Origin of the sequence: Cryobacterium sp. (assembly GCF_025463825.1) — a bacterium.
Classification (GTDB): domain Bacteria; phylum Actinomycetota; class Actinomycetes; order Actinomycetales; family Microbacteriaceae; genus Cryobacterium.
In genome coordinates, this window is the sequence record NZ_JAODBG010000093.1 from 33,400 (window position 1) to 49,953 (window position 16,554).

Sequence of the window (16,554 nt, forward strand, 5' to 3'; positions counted from 1 at the left end):
TTACCAGCCGCGCTCGGAGAGGCGGTGCGGGGCGGCGAGGTCGGACACGTTGATGCCGACCATCGCTTCGCCGAGGCCGCGCGAGACATCCGCGATGATCTTGGCGTCGTCGTAGAACGCGACGGCCTTGACGATCGCGTTGGCGCGCTCCTGCGGGTTGCCGGACTTGAAGATGCCCGAGCCCACGAAGACGCCGTCGGCACCGAGCTGCATCATCATGGCAGCGTCGGCCGGGGTGGCCACGCCGCCGGCGGTGAACAGGACGACGGGAAGCTTGCCGGTGGCGGCGATCTCTGCGACGAGTTCGTAGGGTGCGGAGAGTTCCTTGGCGGCGACGTACAGTTCGTCCTTGGTGAGCGAGGACAGGCGGGCGATCTCGCCCTTGATGGTGCGGATGTGCTTGGTGGCCTCCGAGACGTCGCCGGTGCCCGCCTCGCCCTTGGAGCGGATCATCGCGGCGCCCTCGGTGATGCGGCGCAGCGCCTCGCCCAGGTTGGTGGCACCACAGACGAAGGGGATGGTGAAGTTCCACTTGTCGATGTGGTTGACGTAGTCGGCGGGGCTGAGCACCTCGGATTCGTCGATGTAGTCCACTTCGAGGGCCTGCAGCACCTGGGCTTCGACGAAGTGGCCGATGCGGGCCTTGGCCATGACCGGGATGGACACCTCGGCGCGGATGCTGTCGATCAGGTCGGGGTCGCTCATGCGGGCGACACCGCCCTGCGAGCGGATGTCGGCGGGGACGCGCTCGAGGGCCATGACGGCGACAGCGCCGGCGTCTTCGGCGATTCGGGCCTGCTCGGCGTTGACGACGTCCATGATGACGCCGCCCTTCAGCATCTCAGCGAGGCCGCGCTTGACGCGGCTCGAGCCGAACTGCTCAGTAGAAGTGGTGTCAGTCATAGCTACGATTCTATTCCTTGCGTCTGGTGCCGGCCCGCAGGAGGCGGTGGGCACGTGTTGATGAAGAGCGGTTCAGGACTGCGATGCGGTCACGCGGGCGACGGGACCTGGACGGCACGGTCAGTCTCCTCCGGCGGGCCAACCGTCCGCAATGGAGCGGCGTACGTCGCCCAGGAGCTGGGGAATGGCCTTGGTGCCGGCGATGATCGGAAAGAAGTTGGAGTCCAGCGCCCAGCGCGGCACGATGTGCTGATGGAGATGCTCGGCGATGCCGGCGCCGGCAATACGGCCCTGGTTCATTCCGAGGTTGAACCCATCGCAACCCGATGTGGCCTTGAGCACGCGCATGGCCACCTGGGTCAGGCTACCGATCTCGGCGACCTCCTCCGGCGTGGCTTCGTCATACGTCGCAACATGCCGATACGGGCAGACCAGCAGGTGACCGCTGTTGTAGGGGAAGAGGTTCAGCAGTACGTAGGCGAACCTGCCACGCGCCACGATAAGCGCCGTCTCGTCGTCCATCGACGGTGCGATGCAGAACGGGCAGTCATCGGGATGCGGCTGCTGGCCGCCCTGGATGTAGACCATGCGGTGCGGGGTCCACAGCCGCTGGAAAGCATCCGGTACCGCGGCGAAGTCGCCGGAGTTCTCGACCTCGACTCCGTCGGCCAGGTCCTGCGGGGTCCCGGACAAGCGATCCGAAGGGGTGTCGCGCGGCACGTCGGTTTCGGGACCAGCCGGGGTGGCGTCGGCCATCGTCTAGCTCAATCCGGCGGGGAGCCCGGCGTCGGCGGATTCGTCGGCTTCGATGACCGGGGTGCCGCCCTCGCTGAAGTCAGCGGCGCCGACAACCTGCGCACGGGTGCTGATGGACGAGACGATGCGGCGGATGGCCTCGTCGACGGGTACCCCGTTCTCCTGGGTACCATCCCGGAATCGGAAGCTGACTGCGCCGTTAGCGCGGTCGTCTTCTCCGACGATGAGCTGGAACGGAATTCGCTGCAGGGTGGCGTTGCGGATCTTCTTCTGCATCCGGTCACTCGACGAGTCGAGTTCCACCCGGACGCCCGCGGTCTTGAGCTTCGCCAGGACGTCCCAGAGGAAGTCCTCGTACTGCTCGGACACCGGGATGCCGATGACCTGCACCGGAGAGAGCCAGACGGGGAATGCCCCGGCATAGTGCTCGAGCAGGATGGCGAAGAACCGCTCGATCGACCCGAGCAGCGCGCGGTGGATCATGACCGGCTGTTGGCGTGATCCGTCCGACGCCGTGTACTCGAGGCCGAACAGCTCGGGCTGGTTGAAGTCGAGCTGCACGGTGGACAGCTGCCAGGTGCGGCCGATCGCGTCACGGGCCTGCACCGAGATCTTCGGACCATAGAACGCCGCTCCGCCGGGATCGGCCACGAGTTCGAGACCCGAATCCAGTCCCACCTGGCGAAGGGTCTCCGTGGCGACCTCCCACTGCTCGTCCGAACCGACGGACTTGGCGGGGTCGCGGGTGGACAGCTCCAGATAGAAGTCGGTGAGGCCATACCCGCGGAGGGTCTCGAAGACGAACTCGAGCTGGCTGGCGACCTCGGCGCGCACCTGATCCTGGGTGACGTAGATGTGCGCGTCGTCCTGGGTGAGGCCGCGCACGCGGGTGAGGCCCTGCAGGGTGCCGCTCTTCTCGTAGCGGTAGACGGTGCCGAACTCCGCCAGGCGTAACGGGAGCTCACGGTAGCTGCGGCCACGGGCCTTGAAGATGAGGTTGTGCATCGGGCAGTTCATGGGCTTGAGGTAGTAATCCTGGCCCTGGCGGGTGACGTTGCCCTCCGCGTCGACCTCTTCATCCAGGTGCATCGGCGGGAACATTCCGTCGCGGTACCAGTTGAGGTGCTGGCTGGTCTCGAACAGGTGACCCTTGGTGATGTGGGGGGTGTTGACGAGGTCGTAGCCGTTGGCGAGCAGGCGCTCGCGCATGTAGTTCTCGATCTCGGAGCGGATGATTCCGCCCTTGGGGTGGAAGACCGCGAGGCCTGAGCCGATCTCCTCGGGGAACGAGAACAGGTCCAGTTCCTGGCCGAGCTTGCGGTGGTCGCGCTTGGCGGCTTCCTCCAGTCGCGCCTTGTAGGCGCGGAGTTCGTCCTTGGTGGGCCAGGCGGTGCCGTAGATGCGCTGCAACTGCGGGTTCTTTTCCGAGCCGCGCCAGTAGGCGGCGGCCAGACGGGTGAGCGAGTAACCGTTGCCGATCATGCGGGTGTTGGGCAGGTGCGGGCCCCGGCAGAGGTCCTTCCACAGGGTTTCCCCGGTTTTCGGGTCGACGTTGTCGTAGATGGTCAGCTCGGCGCCGCCCACCTCGACGGACTCGTTGCCGCCGGTCTCGGCGGTCGAGCCTGCTGAGACGCCGCCCTTGATGCCGATCAGTTCGAGCTTGTACGGCTCGGTTGCCAGTTCGGCGCGGGCCTCGTCATCGGTCACGACGCGGCGCACGAAGCGCTGGCCCTGGCGGATGATGCGGTCCATGGCCTTTTCGAGCGACTTGATGTCCTCGGGGGTGAACGGGACGGCGACATCGAAGTCGTAGTAGAAGCCGTCGGTGACGGGCGGACCGATGCCCAGGCGCGCCGCGGGGTTCACGGTCTGCACGGCCTGCGCGAGCACGTGCGCGGCGGAGTGCCGCAGGATGCTGAGGCCGTCGGGCGAGTCGATGGTCACCGGGATGACGTCATCCGACTCGGTCACCGTGGCGGCGAGGTCCCTGAGCTCGCCGTTGACGCGCATTGCGACAACGGATCGGTCGGTGAATAGCTCAAAGCCGTCAGCCACGTGTGTTTCTCCCTGTCTTTGCGTACCCGACAACTTTAGTGGAGTCGGGCAGGCGGGGATGCGGGCCCGGGAAACCACGAAAAAACCCCCGGTTACGGGAACCGGGGGTGTGCCCGCTGGTACGGGTGCTGTGGGCGATACTGGGATCGAACCAGTGACCTCTTCCGTGTCAGGGAAGCGCGCTACCGCTGCGCCAATCGCCCAGGTCCGCGGGTGAGAGCGGGCTGGAGGTGGATACGGGATTCGAACCCGTGTAGACGGCTTTGCAGGCCGTTGCCTCGCCTCTCGGCCAATCCACCGTGTCCATTTCGAGCGTGTACACCCAAAGAAAATCGGCCTCTCGGCCGATCTACTTCGAGCGGATGACGAGATTCGAACTCGCGACCCTCACCTTGGCAAGGTGATGCGCTACCACTGCGCCACATCCGCAACTGCTCGCATTCCTGCGTGCTTGAAAGACTCTACTGCATCCTGACGGGCGCCGTGTGCACATGCGGTGCTGACACGGCGCCCGGACCCGGCGGACGGGTTAAACGGTGCCCGACGTGGCGTTGGAACGGCGGCCCAGCACGACCCCGAGCAGGATCATGCCGATACCGAGAACCAGGTGCAGCCAGTTGTCGGCGACGTTCAGCGGAACGAAGTTGACCGGCGCATCGTGATCGATGAAGAGACCGTAGAGCCACAGGACGAGGTAGATCGCCCCACCCCAGATCAGGTAGTTGCGGGCAGTGCTCGCTCTGCGTGCCAGGGCGATCCCGGCGACACCGAACAGAAGGTGCACCAGGTTGTGCAGGATCGACACCTGGAAGACGCCCAGGAGCAGGGCGCCCGACTCGTGACCGGCAATGAGTAACTGGTCGTAGTTCGACGTGATTCCGGGGATGAACCCCAGGATGCCCACAACGACGAATACGACGCCGACTGCCAGGGACGCCCGTTGGACGTTTGTGGCGGTCATACTCCTCGTAGCCGAATTGCCCGATGATGTTGACATGCTGTGTCCTCCATCCTTGTTGACGGGTGGAGCCCTTCCGGAGTCGCCGGCAACTTCTCGAGATGGTGACGATCCGGCGTCAGCGGTCAGACTCTTCCGATGTGCAGCACAGGGTAGACCCAGCGGGCCGATCACTCAAGGGAAAAACGACAAAACCCCCGGGGTAACCGGGGGTTTTGTTTCTGTGGGCGATACTGGGATCGAACCAGTGACCTCTTCCGTGTCAGGGAAGCGCGCTACCGCTGCGCCAATCGCCCAGATCCTGCAAAACGCTCGACGTCTACGTTTTTCAGGCTGGAGGTGGATACGGGATTCGAACCCGTGTATACGGCTTTGCAGGCCGCTGCCTCGCCTCTCGGCCAATCCACCGTGCTTGTTTCGCCGTACTACTAGCAAAGAGAATCGGCCTCTCGGCCGATTCAATTCGAGCGGATGACGAGATTCGAACTCGCGACCCTCACCTTGGCAAGGTGATGCGCTACCACTGCGCCACATCCGCAACTGCCTGCATTTCTGCGTGCTTTGAAGACTCTAGTCGATAGTGCGACGCATATTCAAACCGAGCGAATGCAGCGTGTCGCGGCCTCTCGATGTGCGTTCGGCGCCCGGTCTGGTCTAGTATCAGATGTCGCAGTCGAGAGGTTTTCGATCGTGGTTCTGGGCGATTGGCGCAGCTGGTAGCGCGCTTCCTTCACACGGAAGAGGTCGTGGGTTCGAGTCCCGCATCGCCCACCGAAAGGCCCCCGGATCTCCGGGGGCTTTCCTCATTAACCCGACCGTCTAGTTCGGCTGCACGCGAGTGGAGGCGAAGAGCACCGTGGTGCTGGCGACGAGGTCATCGAGCGTCAACACCCGGTCGAGGTCGTGGCCGGCGGCCAGCGCCATCCGCAACTGGTCGTCGGTCTGCGGGGCAAGGCGGCCCTCCATGAACCCGTTGACGGCGCGTACGGCACAGGCCGTGAGGACGCCTTCCGGCGTGCCACCGATGCCCATGGCCAGGTCGATGTCGCCGCCCGTCGTGGCCGCGATGATCGCCGCTGACACGTCGCCCTCCCCCGCCAGGACCACCTGGGCGCCCGCCGCCCGGAGTTCGGCCACCAGAGCAGCGTGCCGGGGCTTGTCGAGCACGGCCACCGTGACCTCGGTCACCGGCTTGCCGAGAGCGTCAGCGAGCCGGAGCACGTTCTCGGTCGCTGTGGCTCGCAGGTCCAGGACGCCGCGCGCCGGGGCCGAGGAGATGAGCTTGTCCATGTAGAAGACGTCCCGCGGGTCGAACAGGGTCCCGCGCGGGGCGAGCGCGATCACGCACACCGATCCGGGCAGACCCTCCTGCACGAGCCGGGTCCCGTCGAGCGGGTCGACGGCGATATCGCACGCCGGACCTCGACCGGAGCCGAGTTCCTCACCGTTGGCGAGCATCGGGGCCTCGTCCTTCTCCCCCTCACCGATCACCACGAAGCCGGCGAATGGAGCGGGCAACAGCATCGCGCGCATGGCGGCCACCGCCGCCTCATCCGCCGCGTTCTTGTCGCCGCGGCCGAACCAGGCGCCGGCGGCCAGCGCCGCTGACTTCGTCGCCGCGCGCACGGCGTCGACCAGTTCGACGGAGTAGTGCTCGGCGCCGAGTACGGTGCTGCCGCTGGCGGAGATGTCGCCTGCCGTCGTGTTGCTGCTCATGGGAGTCGATGGTACTCGCCGGGCCGGGAGGCCGGCCGCGGTAGCCGGCTGGACTAGGGTCGACGGGTGATCAGAGAACACGCCATCCTGCCCGTGCGTCCAGGCCACGAGGCTGATTTCATTGCCGCGTTCACGACGGCTCGGCCGCTCATTGAATCGATGCCCGGCTTCGGCGGGCTGAGCTTGTCCCGGTCGGTTGAGGCACCCTCGTCGTTCCTGCTGCTGGTCGACTGGGAGCGGCTGGAAGACCACACCGAGGGTTTTCGGGGCTCCCCCGAGTATGCCCGCTGGAAGGCGCTGCTGCACCGGTTCTACGACCCGTTCCCGGACGTGCAGCACTTCGTCGAAGTGGGATGACCAGGCCCGCGCCGTTCCTCCACAGGATGCTGGTCAGGTGATCTTTCCACAGTCGCTTTCGGCCGGGTGGCAGTGTCGGTGGGTGGTGCGACCATGGGGGTAGGAGCAGCCCCGCAGAGCAGTTCTCAGGCGATCCGGACGACCGGTCCGGCGACCAGGATGAGTCCGCCCGGGAACATATCCACCGGCGGCGCCGGGCGTTGCAGCAGCAGGCGCGGGCCGCTCTCGCGAGGAAGGTCGCGAAGGCGGCGAAGTCGCACCGGAAGATCGCCGAGGCCACCGCGCAACGCGCCCGCGACCTCGACGAGTTGCGGCGGTGGAGTTCCGATCCGGTGACCGCGAAGCTGCTCAGCCCCGACTTCGCGGCCGGCGTCGCGGCCGGCGGCATGGCGGCCGGCCAGGCCCTCGCGGCTGCGGATGCCAGCCCGCGGAAGATGGCCGCGTGGGAGGACCGGGAGATCGCCCGCCGCACCATCACCAGCGAGGTCGCCTGCACCCTGCACCTCGCGGAGCGCACCGCGGAGAGCCTGATTGGCGAGGCGTCATGTTCGCCGGCCCGATGAAGGCCATCCTGACAGCGATGAGCACCGGCGGTGTTCGAGGCGCAGCTGCTGCCGGTGGCCACAGACTTCACGGTGGGCACGCTGAAGGGCAGGCCCGGCGGCTGCGGCAACGGGCGCATCCGGAGACCATCACCAAACGCGCCACCGCCGCCCTCCCGCACCGGGTCGTGTGGTGGGAGGGCCGGCCCGACGGGATGGGCACCCTGACCTGGTACGGCACCGCGCAGCAGACGATGGCCGCCCATGATCGGTTGACCAGCGTCGCGACGGCCACCCAGGCCGGTGAACGGCAGAACCGGGGTGGTGCTCTCCGTCGGCAACGAGCAGTACGCGGTCCCGGCGGACCTGCGCCGGTGGCTGCGACTGCGGGACGGCACCTGCCGGTTCCCCGGCTGCACCCGGCCGGCAGCCCGCAGCGACATCGACCACACCAAGGCCTGGGAACACGGCGGACCCACCGACCACGACAACCTCGCCCACCTCTGCCGCATGCACCACCGGTTGAAACACCACACCCTGTGGGCCGTCGAGCAGGAACCCGGCGGCGTGCTGGTCTGGACCTCCCCGGCCGGGCAGACCACCGCACCTACCCGGAGACCTACCTCGGCCCGCCCGCCACCCAGGCACCCCAACCACCGGAAGCCCCGGCCGCCCTCCGGCAGAGCGACCCGCCCGAAGACCCGCCCTTCTAGATCACTTGCCGGTTCGGCAATCTAATTTGTCGGCTGCCGTGTGCCCGGTCACCATGGTCACATGACCAGCCACGCATCCCGCTCTCTCCATCGCATCCACCGACCTGCGACGTCGTCGTCATCGGAGGCAGTGCAGCCGGTCTCAGCGCCGCTGTCGTCCTCGGACGGGCGCGCCGGTCCGTCATCGTGGTCGATGACGGACCGGCGCGCAACGCCCCCGCCGCCGGCGTGCACAGCTTCCTCACCCGCGATGGCTTGAGCCCCGCGGAGTTCGTCCGCATCGGGCAGGACGAGGCCCGATCCTATGGAGCGGAGACCGTGCCGGGCCGGGCCGTCACCACCGAACGCGTGCCGGCCGGCTTTAGGGTGGTGCTCGACGACGGCACGGCCGTCTCCGGGCGCCGCCTTCGGGTCGCCACCGGTCTCGTCGACGAACTTCCCGATGTTCCCGGCCTCGCCGAGCGCTGGGGCACGGACGTGCTGCACTAGCAGCACGGTCACCCTGTTCCTGCACACCCCCATGCTCGACGCCGGCGGCGCGATATCCGAGCAGAACGGACCCACCGAGGCCGAGTGGGAGCAACTCGCAGCCCGCGGTATCGCGGTCGTGATCGGGCCGGTCGCGAGCCTCGACGTGCAGGACGACACCCTGGCCGGGGTCCGGCTGGCCAGCGGTCGGATGATCCCCCTGCAGGCGCTCGTGGTTGCTCCGACGTTCACTGCCCGCACCACGTTCCTGGCCGGACTGGGGCTGACCTCGTCCCCGCACCCGCTGGGCGTCGGCACCTACCTGGACAGCGACGACACCGGCCGGGTGCTCAGGAACGGCGCCGTCGTGCCCGGCGTCTGGGCGGCCGGCAATGCCACCAACCTGATGGCGCAAGTCGCGGTGTCAGCTGCCGCCGGCCTCGGAGTGGCCGTGGGCATCAACGCTGACCTCATCGCGGAAGAGGTGGAGAGCGCCGTCGCCTCCCACCGTCAACCCTTTTCGGCCGCCGCCGAGGCCCGCAACAGCAGTACCGTACTAGGCGACCGCCGGCACGGCATTGGCGTCCAGCCGAACCACATCCGACAAGGACAGAACGAATGAGCAATGACTTCGACCAGGCCTACTGGGACGAGCGCTACGGCACCGATGACGATGTCTGGAGCGGCGCACCCAACCCGGTCCTGGTCAGCGAGACCCTGGCCCTGCCGGCCGGCCGCGCCCTGGACATCGGCTGCGGCGAGGGTGCCGACTCCATCTGGCTGGCCACCAGGGGCTGGCAGGTCACCGCCGTGGACTTCTCCGCGGTGGCCCTCGAACGCGCCGCGGCCCGCAGCCGGCTGGCCCGCACCGACCAGGGCAGCACCGACCAGGGCAGCACCGACCAGGGCAGCACCCACCCGGGCAGCACCGACCGGGGCAGCACCGACCCGGGCGACTCCGCCGCCGGTGCCGACCGCATCCGGTGGGAGCAGCACGATCTCACCCGGTGGGCTCCCCCGGCGGGCGCCTTCGACCTGGTCAGCGCCCAGTTCATGCACCTGCCGTCGGCGCAGCGGAACGTGCTCTTCCAGGACCTCGCGGCGGCGGTCGCGATGGGCGGGACCTTGCTCATCGTTGGTCACGATGTCACTGATGGGCACCATTCGGAGCATGCGCCCCCAGCGGACCTGTTCTTCACCGCGACGGAGGTGGCTGCCCTCCTCGACCCCGCCCGGTGGCAGATCGATGTGGCCGAGTCCAGGCCGCGCGTGGCGAAGGGTGCGGACGGCGCGTCAGTCGTCCTCAGGGATGCTGTGTTGAGCGCCCGTCGGCGCTAGCCCGCCGACGCGTCCCGGCGTGCTGCTAGTCCCGGGTGCCGAACCACGTCGTGACCCCTGGTGAGTACAGCACCGAGTCGGGTGCCAGCAGGGTGTCCTCAAGGGTCACCAGCTCCGCGGAATACAGCCGCCACGGCTCGTGATGGTTGCGCAGACGGATGGTGCGGCCGCGCACCCCGGTGAACAGGGCCCAGCGGGCCGTGAGGACATCGGCCAGCGGATCGTCGACGACGGCGCGATTGGTGGGGCGAACGGCGATCCGGCTGCGCGCCCGGGGAGCGAAGTGGCGGGTGGAGGAGTACCGGTACTCCCCCGCCGCGACCTCCACTCGCGTGCGCGACCACATGTACGGGATCGCGAAGAGCGCACGGGCAGCGAGTACCGACGCCAGCCGGGAGGCCTCGAGCGACACGAACACCACACCCCGCCGGCCCCGGGAGTCAACCGCGTAAAGCCGCACATTCACCTCGACGAAGGAGCCGAAGTACGGGATCGGAGCACTGCCGAACACCGTGGCCCGATCGAGCACGAACGGGATCAGCCCCACCCAGCTCGAGCCGTCGAAGACGTCGGGCCGGAGGCCGGCCGGAAGCAACGACACCACCTGATCGGCGTCGACCCGCCAGTGCAGGAAGGCGAGATCCGACCAGCGCTGGCTGGCCGTCGCCCGGCCGACCAGCGGCGGAGCGACAGCCGAGATCGGCCAGGCCTCTGACATGGGGGTCAGACGGCGTCGTCCACTGCGACCGGGGTGCCGACCGAGGTGTAGACGGGCACATAGCCGTCGGCAGCGTGCGCCGTGGCCAACGCGGTACCGGCGGCGGTTCCACCGATCAGGCCACCGAGCAGGTCCTTGATGCCCACACCCATGGTCGAAGTGAGCACGGCGTCGACCTCGGAGAATCCCGAGGCGACGTTCTTGCTCAGCTGGCTGGCACCATCGGTCGAGATCACGGTGAGCTGGTCGATGTTGCTCATCGGCGCCGCGAGCTCGTGCGCGATCTTGGGGAGCATCTCAACCAGCCGCAACTGGATGAGCGCCTCGGACTGCTCGGCGACGGCCTGGGCGCTGAGGCGGGTGGCCTCGGCCTCGGCCGAACCGCGGGCGAGGATGGCGTCGGCGTTGGCCTGGCCCTCCGCGCGGATGGCTTCCGCTGACGCGACGCGGCTGTCCCTGTCGGCGTTGGCGGCGGCCACGCGGGCCTCAGCGGCGGCGGCGGCGGAGATGCGCACGCGGTACGCATCGGCATCCGCGACGGCGTTGACCTCGGAGTCCAGCTCGGCCTTGCGCAGGCTGGCGCGGCGCTTGGCGGTCAGTTCCTGCTCCTGCACGATGTTCTGCTGGGCCTTGGCCTCGGCAAGCGGCTTGGCGGCTGCGGCCTCGGCCGACGCCTTGTCGGTGTCCAGTTGCAGCGCGGCCTTGCGCAGGGCGAGCGTGTTCTGGGCCTCGGCAACGGCCTGCTCGGCGATGATGGACGCTTCCTGCGCCTCTCGGTTGGCCTGGTGCTCTGCGACCTCGGCCTGACGGCGGACCTTGGCCTGCTCGGCGCGACCGAGGTCGCGGATGTAGTCGTTGGCGTCGGTGATGCCCTTGATCTCGAAGGAGTCGACGTCGACGCCCTGGTTCGCGAGGGACTCCCGTGCGGTGGCCAACACGGACGTGCCGAGCTCATCGCGCTTCTGGATGATGGTCATGACGTCGGTGGCGCCGATGGACGACCGCAGTGAACCGCTGAGCACTTCCTGCGCGAAGTTGTCGATGTTCTTGTCCTGGCCGGTGAAGCGCTGGGCGGCCGCCCGGATCGCGGTGGGGTCGTCGCCGACCTTGACGATGGCGACGGCCTCGACGGTGAGGGTGATGCCGTTGCGGTCCTGCGCGACCGCCGTGATCTCGATGGCCCGGCTGCGCAGGCTGATCTTGAACGCCTTCTGGAAGAACGGTGTGATGAATACACCCTGGCCGTGCACGACCCGCTGGCCGGACTCCTCGAGGGTGGCCCCGTCGACGATGGTCTTCTTCGACTTCTTACCGGTGATGACGAGTGCCTCGTCGGGCCCGGCGTTCTTGTAGACGGAACGAGCGTAGACGAGGACGATCACCCCCACCACGACGATGAGGAAGCCGATACCGAGAATCGGACTGAGGAATTCAAACATGTGTTCCTTCCGGTCCGCGCCTGGCGAACATGACGTCGCGCAGCCAGAAGCGCCCCGCTCCCTCCCAGTAGGCTGGCGGTCCAACACCCCGCCGTGGGGCGTCCTGAAAGTCGATTGTCGGCTCAGGCCAGCAATTTCCCCTTCGCTGCCGTGAACTCCGAGGCGCTCAGCACCCCGGCGCTGTGCAGCTGTGCCAGCTGCGCGTAGTCGTAATGCTGTTGGGCCTGGGCTTCGGCATCCGCCTGGGCCTGCGCGTCCTGAGCGCGGGCCTGCTGGCGCCGTTGCATGTTGCCGCTGACGGCGGTGGCGGTGCCGGCGACAACCGCCGTGCGGGCAGCCATCCCGATGAGCCCTGGGCGCCCCATTCGACGTGGTGACATGATTGGATCCTTACTGTTCGGCGGTGCTGTGCGCGCTGGATACGAGGAGTCGCCAGCGCGCTGCTTCGAGCACCGCGTTGACGACCGGAGCGGGGATCCGTTCCTGATGGAGGACGGCCCCGCCGGACGCCGCAAGGACAGACGCGAAGTGCCGCGCCCAGGCGAGCTCCACGACGAGGACCGCCGCCGACGCGCCCGGAGGGAGCTCCGACGCGAGCTCTTCGACGTCGTCCAGGCCGGCCAGGCCGAGTTCGCCCAACTCGATGTCGGGTAATTGGGACCTGTCGGGCAGATCGTCGATCTCGACGATCCGCGGGTCACCGTCCGCGCTGAGCGACACGAAGATCAGGTCGAGCAAGGTGATGGTCTTCTCCTCGATCAGGTTCTGCAGCGCCGCTCCGATGGCGGGCCCCGGCTTGTCTCCTTCGAACGAGATCAGGAGTATCTCCACGGGTCCATACTCGAATTCCGGCATCGTTCGTCCTCTCGTCGGTCGTGCGGGCGGATGGGCGCTCGGTTCTGCCACCCGGTTGGGCTCAGTGTCACCGCGCGCGATGGTGGCCGGGTCACCCGGAACGGGTGAATGTGCGGGTCCTCTCACAGCAACCCGTGGTCGTGGGCGATGGCGACGGCGTCCGCCCGGTTCGCCGCTTCGAGCTTCTGGTAGATGTTCCGCAGGTGGGTTTTCACGGTATTCGGACTGACATTGCGCTTGCGCGCGATATTCGCGACCGACTGGTGGAACGGCAACTCCCGCAGCACCTCCCGTTCCCGTGGGGTGAGTGTCGGAGGGCTCTGCAGGTGCTCCAGGCTGCGCGGATGCTCGTCCGGGCGCGTTCCGTCGGCCGCGGTCAGCACGTGTCACGCGCACTCGTCGAGATCACCGAGCCGGCCCAGCCGCCCGCGGAGGAGGGCGAGTCCTTCACCCCCGCGGGCGAGGAAGGCGCGCTCACAGCCGATCCTGCTGGCGAGCCGGAGGCCCTTCAGTAGCCGGAGGTCCGATTCGACGTGCCGACCGGTCAGTTCGGCCACGTGGGCCAGGGCGATCCAGGCGCTGACGATGGTGGCCCCGCGCCATGCGGTTCGCTCCTCGAGGGCGGCCGACCGCAGCCGCTCCTCTGCCGGGTGGCCGGCGCGGGTGGGCGGAGTCAGGAGGAACCGGATCAGCAGCACCTCGAGGCAGTCCTCCCCCAGCGCTCGCTCGATCAACCGGACGATGGACTGGGTCTCGGTCTTACCGTCCAGTGCTTCGCTGACCTCGATCAGGGGTATGCAGCACAGGCTCAGGGCCCGCGGATGCTCCGCACCGAGTTCACGCATCAGCAGCAGCAACCGGTCGAGAGCCTGGCGAGAATGCGACGCGTTGTCCAGCTGGCTGAGCAGGAGGAGGACCTCGGCGGGAACGGTGACGCCGACATCCGCCATCAGGGCGTCCGGTGAAGCCAACTCCATCAGGGTGTCAACGTCCAGGACCTCGCAGTGGTCATAGCGGTGGATCATGGCGTAGAGGAGCGCCCGGCCCGCACCGGGCGCGATCGGCCAGGCAGCGATTCCGGCGGTGAGCCCGGCGGTGAGCAGTTCGGTGGGCCGGGGCGGGCCGGTGAGGGCCACAGCCATCTGGCCCTCCAGCATGGCGACGTGCAGCCAGTTGCCCGCGTGCCCGGCCGCCGTCGCCGCCAGGTCGCTGGCCTGCAGGAACAGCCAGGGCAGCCCGGAGCTTCTGGCCGCTTCGGACACCTGCCGGAGGATGTCCTCGGCCGCGGCTGACTGGCCGAGCCGGTCGAGGCAGCGGCCTTCCGCCAGGGCCGCCAGCAGATCGACGAACGGGTCCTGCCGCGCGGTCGCTACGAGTGCACTGACTTGCAGAGCCGCATACCGGTGCGCGACGTCTGCCTGTTCGGTCGCGTAGAGGGCCTGCAGAATCTCCACCATGAACGCCCAGGCGTCGGCGGCCGCCGCGTTCGGGGTACGGTCGGCGTGTACCCGCACGGCCTCGGCGGCGGCCCCGAGGAGATGGTGCGGTCCTCGCCGGGCCGGGTCCGAGAGGGGCTCGAGCAACACGCGGAGGCACACGGTGGCCGGGGAGTCCGACCGGCCGCGCAGCAGCCCCAGGGCCCGGCGCACCAGGTCAGGCTCTCCGGTCAGAATGAGCCCGAGGCCGAATCGTTCGAGCAGTTCGAGGGAGTGGATGGGATCGTGGGCCAGCAGCGACTGTTCGAGGGCCGCCGCGCCCAGCGCGCGGTCGGAGTACCAGCGGCTCGCGACGAGGTGCCGGGCCGTCGCTGCGCCTGCGTCCCGCCGGCGACCCTCGGCCTGGAGGTAGGCGAGCAGGATCGGATGGTACCGGTACCCCGAACCGCCATGGGCGCCGCGCTCCCGTCCGATGAGCGTGTTTCGGCGGGCGAGCCGCTCGAGGACGTCCCCGGCATCGGAGCGGTCCGACACCGCCACAACCAGCTCGAGCGCCACCACCTCGCTCAGGGCCGACCGCATCAGGACATCCCGATTTCCGTCATCCAGACCGGTGACCACTTCTGTCGCCAGGTAGTCGGCTACGGCGGGAGTGTCCCCGTCGAAAAGACTCAGGTCGAGCGTCTGCCCGTCGGCGTGACGCCAGGTCAGGGCCAGCGCGAGGCCCGTCGCCCAGCCACCGGTGTGCCGCCAGAGAGCGGTCGCATCGTCTGCGGAGAGGTCCACGTGGTGGAGTGCCGCAAGCTGCAAGGTCTCAGCCAGGGTGCAGGCCAGCGAGGTGTCCGAGCATTCGATGAGCACCCCGGCCGCTTCCAGCGGTGCGGTGCCGGCGGCGGGACGGTGGCGGCTGGACGGTGGCGCCTGGAGACGATCAGGCGCACTCCGGTGGGTATTCCGCTCAGATCGTCCAGGAGCCCGCTGAGGTCCTTGGCACCGGTCTGCCGCGACGTCTGGGCGCGATGCAGGTCGTCGACGAACAGGTACCGAGGCCCGGCACCGACCAGGTCAGTACCGCCGCCCTGCTCGGTGAGCCGGTCCCGAACCTCGTCCGCGACGCCCGGGTCGTTCAGGTCTGCCCCGGAGATCCACTCGACAACGCGGTCGGCTGCCAGCAGCCGCCGCGCCCGTCCCGCCATCAGCGTGGTCTTGCCCGAGCCGGCCGCATCCCAGAGGACGAGGACGCGCGCGTCGGGTTTCTGCAGGCGCTCGAGCGGGGAATCCAGCCGCTGGCGGTGCAGGTACCACGTGGGCTCCACGGTGAGGCCGGGCGACAGGACGAAGGTGTGCGGCGGGGCCGGTTCGAGGTCGCCTGGCCCGGCGAAGTGGACTGAAGAGGTCATGCGGAAGGTCCTCGATCTGCCTCCCTCCAGCGGCGCCGCGTGGGGAGCCGGGACGCTTTTTCGACGGCTGCGTGAGGGGCTGTATGAGGTTCTGGGCGAGAATCAGGGTCTGTGGCACTCAGGCTGAGGTTCTGGTTGACTCCGTCAAGGCCCCGGCATTCCGGAACCTTGACGGAGCTTCTCGCGGCGTTCGGGTCACCGCCAGTGGAGTGATCCTGCCGCAGGGGCAGCCGGCGGTCAAGGGGTTGCGCTCGTTGCGCGCATCCCCGAGCCACGGGCGCATCAGGATCGTCAGCGCCAGCCGTACCGACGGCGCAGCGCGATTTCGACGGTGCGATAGCGGGCGGCGTCGACGAAGGTGCCTTCCCGGCGCACTCCCCCCGGCCGCAGCCGGAAGATCCGGTCGATGGCCGCCCAGCTCGGGCGCCGGTCGCGGTCCCAGGCCCCGATTCCCAGTGGAACGTGATCGGCGTCCCCGGAATGGTCGGTGCTGGTCAGCTGCACCGCGAGGACGGCCCCGCGGGCGAGTGTCGCGACTACCAGCACCGGCCGGTCCTTGCCACGCCCATCGCGTTCTTCGAAGGGCACCCAGGTCCAGACCACCTCGCCGGGATCGAGCGCGCCGTCGTTCTGGGGAGCGTAGCCCCAGCCGGGGCGGCGAACGGCCGCAGGTTCGAGCTGCACCGTGGCATCGGGCCCGGACTGGCCGGTGCCCGGTTCGATCGTGGCCCGCCGGGTGCCCTTCGGGACCGGCATCGTCGTCGCCTGCCGCGCGGGCGCTCGTGGTGGGGCATACGGGCGAGCAGACGGCCGGCTGCCGAAGAGGGCAGAACTGAGAGCGGTGAGGAAGCGCCGGGTGCGTGACACACCCGAACACTACCTCACCGCCCTGATTGCCGC

The 16,554-nt window shown here is 68.5% G+C and carries 18 protein-coding genes, 7 tRNA genes and 1 pseudogene; 7 read left to right on the forward strand and 19 right to left on the reverse strand.

The genetic code is table 11. The features are described from left to right. From pdxS to JWP54_RS11365, 10 genes are all read right to left on the reverse strand, one after another. Positions 1-903, reverse strand: coding sequence for a pyridoxal 5'-phosphate synthase lyase subunit PdxS (gene pdxS, locus JWP54_RS11320; RefSeq protein WP_297371943.1), 903 nt, complete (start codon positions 901-903; stop codon positions 1-3). 120 nt (positions 904-1,023) lie between these two features. Then, positions 1,024-1,659, reverse strand: coding sequence for an HIT domain-containing protein (locus JWP54_RS11325; RefSeq protein WP_297371945.1), 636 nt, complete (start codon positions 1,657-1,659; stop codon positions 1,024-1,026). A 3-nt stretch (positions 1,660-1,662) separates the two neighbouring features. After that, entirely contained in the window at positions 1,663-3,669 is a 2,007-nt protein-coding gene (thrS, locus tag JWP54_RS11330) for a threonine--tRNA ligase (RefSeq protein WP_297372056.1), read from the reverse strand. A gap of 176 nt (positions 3,670-3,845) precedes the next feature. Beyond that, a tRNA-Val gene (locus JWP54_RS11335) sits at positions 3,846-3,917 on the reverse strand. 22 nt (positions 3,918-3,939) lie between these two features. Beyond that, positions 3,940-4,013 (reverse strand) — tRNA-Cys (locus JWP54_RS11340). 58 nt (positions 4,014-4,071) lie between these two features. Beyond that, positions 4,072-4,143 (reverse strand) — tRNA-Gly (locus tag JWP54_RS11345). A 100-nt stretch (positions 4,144-4,243) separates the two neighbouring features. Next, a complete protein-coding gene (locus JWP54_RS11350; RefSeq protein WP_297371947.1) occupies positions 4,244-4,675 on the reverse strand; it encodes a DUF4383 domain-containing protein in 432 nt (143 codons plus the stop codon). A gap of 221 nt (positions 4,676-4,896) precedes the next feature. Next, positions 4,897-4,968: transfer RNA gene (locus JWP54_RS11355), tRNA-Val, on the reverse strand. 38 nt (positions 4,969-5,006) lie between these two features. Continuing rightward, positions 5,007-5,080, reverse strand: a tRNA-Cys gene (locus JWP54_RS11360). 58 nt (positions 5,081-5,138) lie between these two features. Then, positions 5,139-5,210: transfer RNA gene (locus JWP54_RS11365), tRNA-Gly, on the reverse strand. A gap of 160 nt (positions 5,211-5,370) precedes the next feature. On the opposite strand from JWP54_RS11365, the gene JWP54_RS11370 reads away from it, so the two are divergent. Next, positions 5,371-5,443, forward strand: a tRNA-Val gene (locus tag JWP54_RS11370). A gap of 48 nt (positions 5,444-5,491) precedes the next feature. Here JWP54_RS11370 and JWP54_RS11375 read toward each other — a convergent pair. Beyond that, complete coding sequence (locus JWP54_RS11375) at positions 5,492-6,388, reverse strand: fructose-bisphosphatase class II family protein (RefSeq protein WP_297371950.1); 897 nt, start codon at positions 6,386-6,388, stop codon at positions 5,492-5,494. Positions 6,389-6,454: 66 nt separating this feature from the next. On the opposite strand from JWP54_RS11375, the gene JWP54_RS11380 reads away from it, so the two are divergent. From JWP54_RS11380 to JWP54_RS11405, 6 genes and pseudogenes are all read left to right on the forward strand, one after another. After that, positions 6,455-6,745 carry an antibiotic biosynthesis monooxygenase gene (locus JWP54_RS11380; protein ID WP_297371953.1) on the forward strand — a complete coding sequence of 97 codons (291 nt, stop codon included), beginning with the start codon at positions 6,455-6,457 and terminating at the stop codon, positions 6,743-6,745. Positions 6,746-6,945: 200 nt separating this feature from the next. Continuing rightward, positions 6,946-7,308, forward strand: coding sequence for a hypothetical protein (locus tag JWP54_RS11385; RefSeq protein WP_297371956.1), 363 nt, complete (start codon positions 6,946-6,948; stop codon positions 7,306-7,308). Positions 7,309-7,602: 294 nt separating this feature from the next. Further along, positions 7,603-7,848: pseudogene (locus JWP54_RS11390) on the forward strand (HNH endonuclease signature motif containing protein); the annotation flags it as partial. A 272-nt stretch (positions 7,849-8,120) separates the two neighbouring features. Continuing rightward, the gene (locus JWP54_RS11395) at positions 8,121-8,489 is read left to right on the forward strand and encodes a hypothetical protein (RefSeq protein ID WP_297372059.1); all 369 of its coding nucleotides are present in this window, start codon (positions 8,121-8,123) and stop codon (positions 8,487-8,489) included. 31 nt (positions 8,490-8,520) lie between these two features. Then, complete coding sequence (locus JWP54_RS11400) at positions 8,521-9,090, forward strand: hypothetical protein (protein WP_297371959.1); 570 nt, start codon at positions 8,521-8,523, stop codon at positions 9,088-9,090. Next, the gene (locus JWP54_RS11405) at positions 9,087-9,806 is read left to right on the forward strand and encodes a bifunctional 2-polyprenyl-6-hydroxyphenol methylase/3-demethylubiquinol 3-O-methyltransferase UbiG (RefSeq protein WP_297371962.1); all 720 of its coding nucleotides are present in this window, start codon (positions 9,087-9,089) and stop codon (positions 9,804-9,806) included. Before JWP54_RS11400 ends, JWP54_RS11405 begins: the two co-directional genes overlap by 4 nt. A 25-nt stretch (positions 9,807-9,831) precedes the next feature. Here the strand turns inward: JWP54_RS11405 and JWP54_RS11410 are convergent, their stop codons facing one another. From JWP54_RS11410 to JWP54_RS11445, 8 genes are all read right to left on the reverse strand, one after another. After that, positions 9,832-10,524 (reverse strand): DUF2071 domain-containing protein, encoded by a 693-nt coding sequence (locus tag JWP54_RS11410; RefSeq protein ID WP_297371965.1) that lies wholly within the window; start codon positions 10,522-10,524, stop codon positions 9,832-9,834. Positions 10,525-10,529: 5 nt separating this feature from the next. Next, entirely contained in the window at positions 10,530-11,963 is a 1,434-nt protein-coding gene (locus tag JWP54_RS11415; protein WP_297371968.1) for an SPFH domain-containing protein, read from the reverse strand. A 122-nt stretch (positions 11,964-12,085) separates the two neighbouring features. Beyond that, entirely contained in the window at positions 12,086-12,343 is a 258-nt protein-coding gene (locus JWP54_RS11420; RefSeq protein WP_297371971.1) for an SHOCT domain-containing protein, read from the reverse strand. Positions 12,344-12,353: 10 nt separating this feature from the next. After that, complete coding sequence (locus JWP54_RS11425; RefSeq protein WP_297371974.1) at positions 12,354-12,794, reverse strand: DUF6325 family protein; 441 nt, start codon at positions 12,792-12,794, stop codon at positions 12,354-12,356. A 146-nt stretch (positions 12,795-12,940) separates the two neighbouring features. Continuing rightward, the gene (locus tag JWP54_RS11430) at positions 12,941-13,201 is read right to left on the reverse strand and encodes a LuxR C-terminal-related transcriptional regulator (RefSeq protein WP_297371978.1); all 261 of its coding nucleotides are present in this window, start codon (positions 13,199-13,201) and stop codon (positions 12,941-12,943) included. A gap of 3 nt (positions 13,202-13,204) precedes the next feature. Continuing rightward, positions 13,205-15,040, reverse strand: a complete 1,836-nt coding sequence (locus tag JWP54_RS11435) for a hypothetical protein (RefSeq protein ID WP_297371981.1) — start codon at positions 15,038-15,040, stop codon at positions 13,205-13,207. Then, complete coding sequence (locus JWP54_RS11440; RefSeq protein ID WP_297371984.1) at positions 14,962-15,654, reverse strand: hypothetical protein; 693 nt, start codon at positions 15,652-15,654, stop codon at positions 14,962-14,964. Before JWP54_RS11440 ends, JWP54_RS11435 begins: the two co-directional genes overlap by 79 nt. Positions 15,655-15,945: 291 nt before the next feature. Next, positions 15,946-16,410: a type II toxin-antitoxin system PemK/MazF family toxin gene (locus tag JWP54_RS11445; RefSeq protein ID WP_297371987.1), complete on the reverse strand. Its 465-nt coding sequence runs from the start codon at positions 16,408-16,410 to the stop codon at positions 15,946-15,948. Between the last annotated feature and the right edge of the window lie 144 nt (positions 16,411-16,554).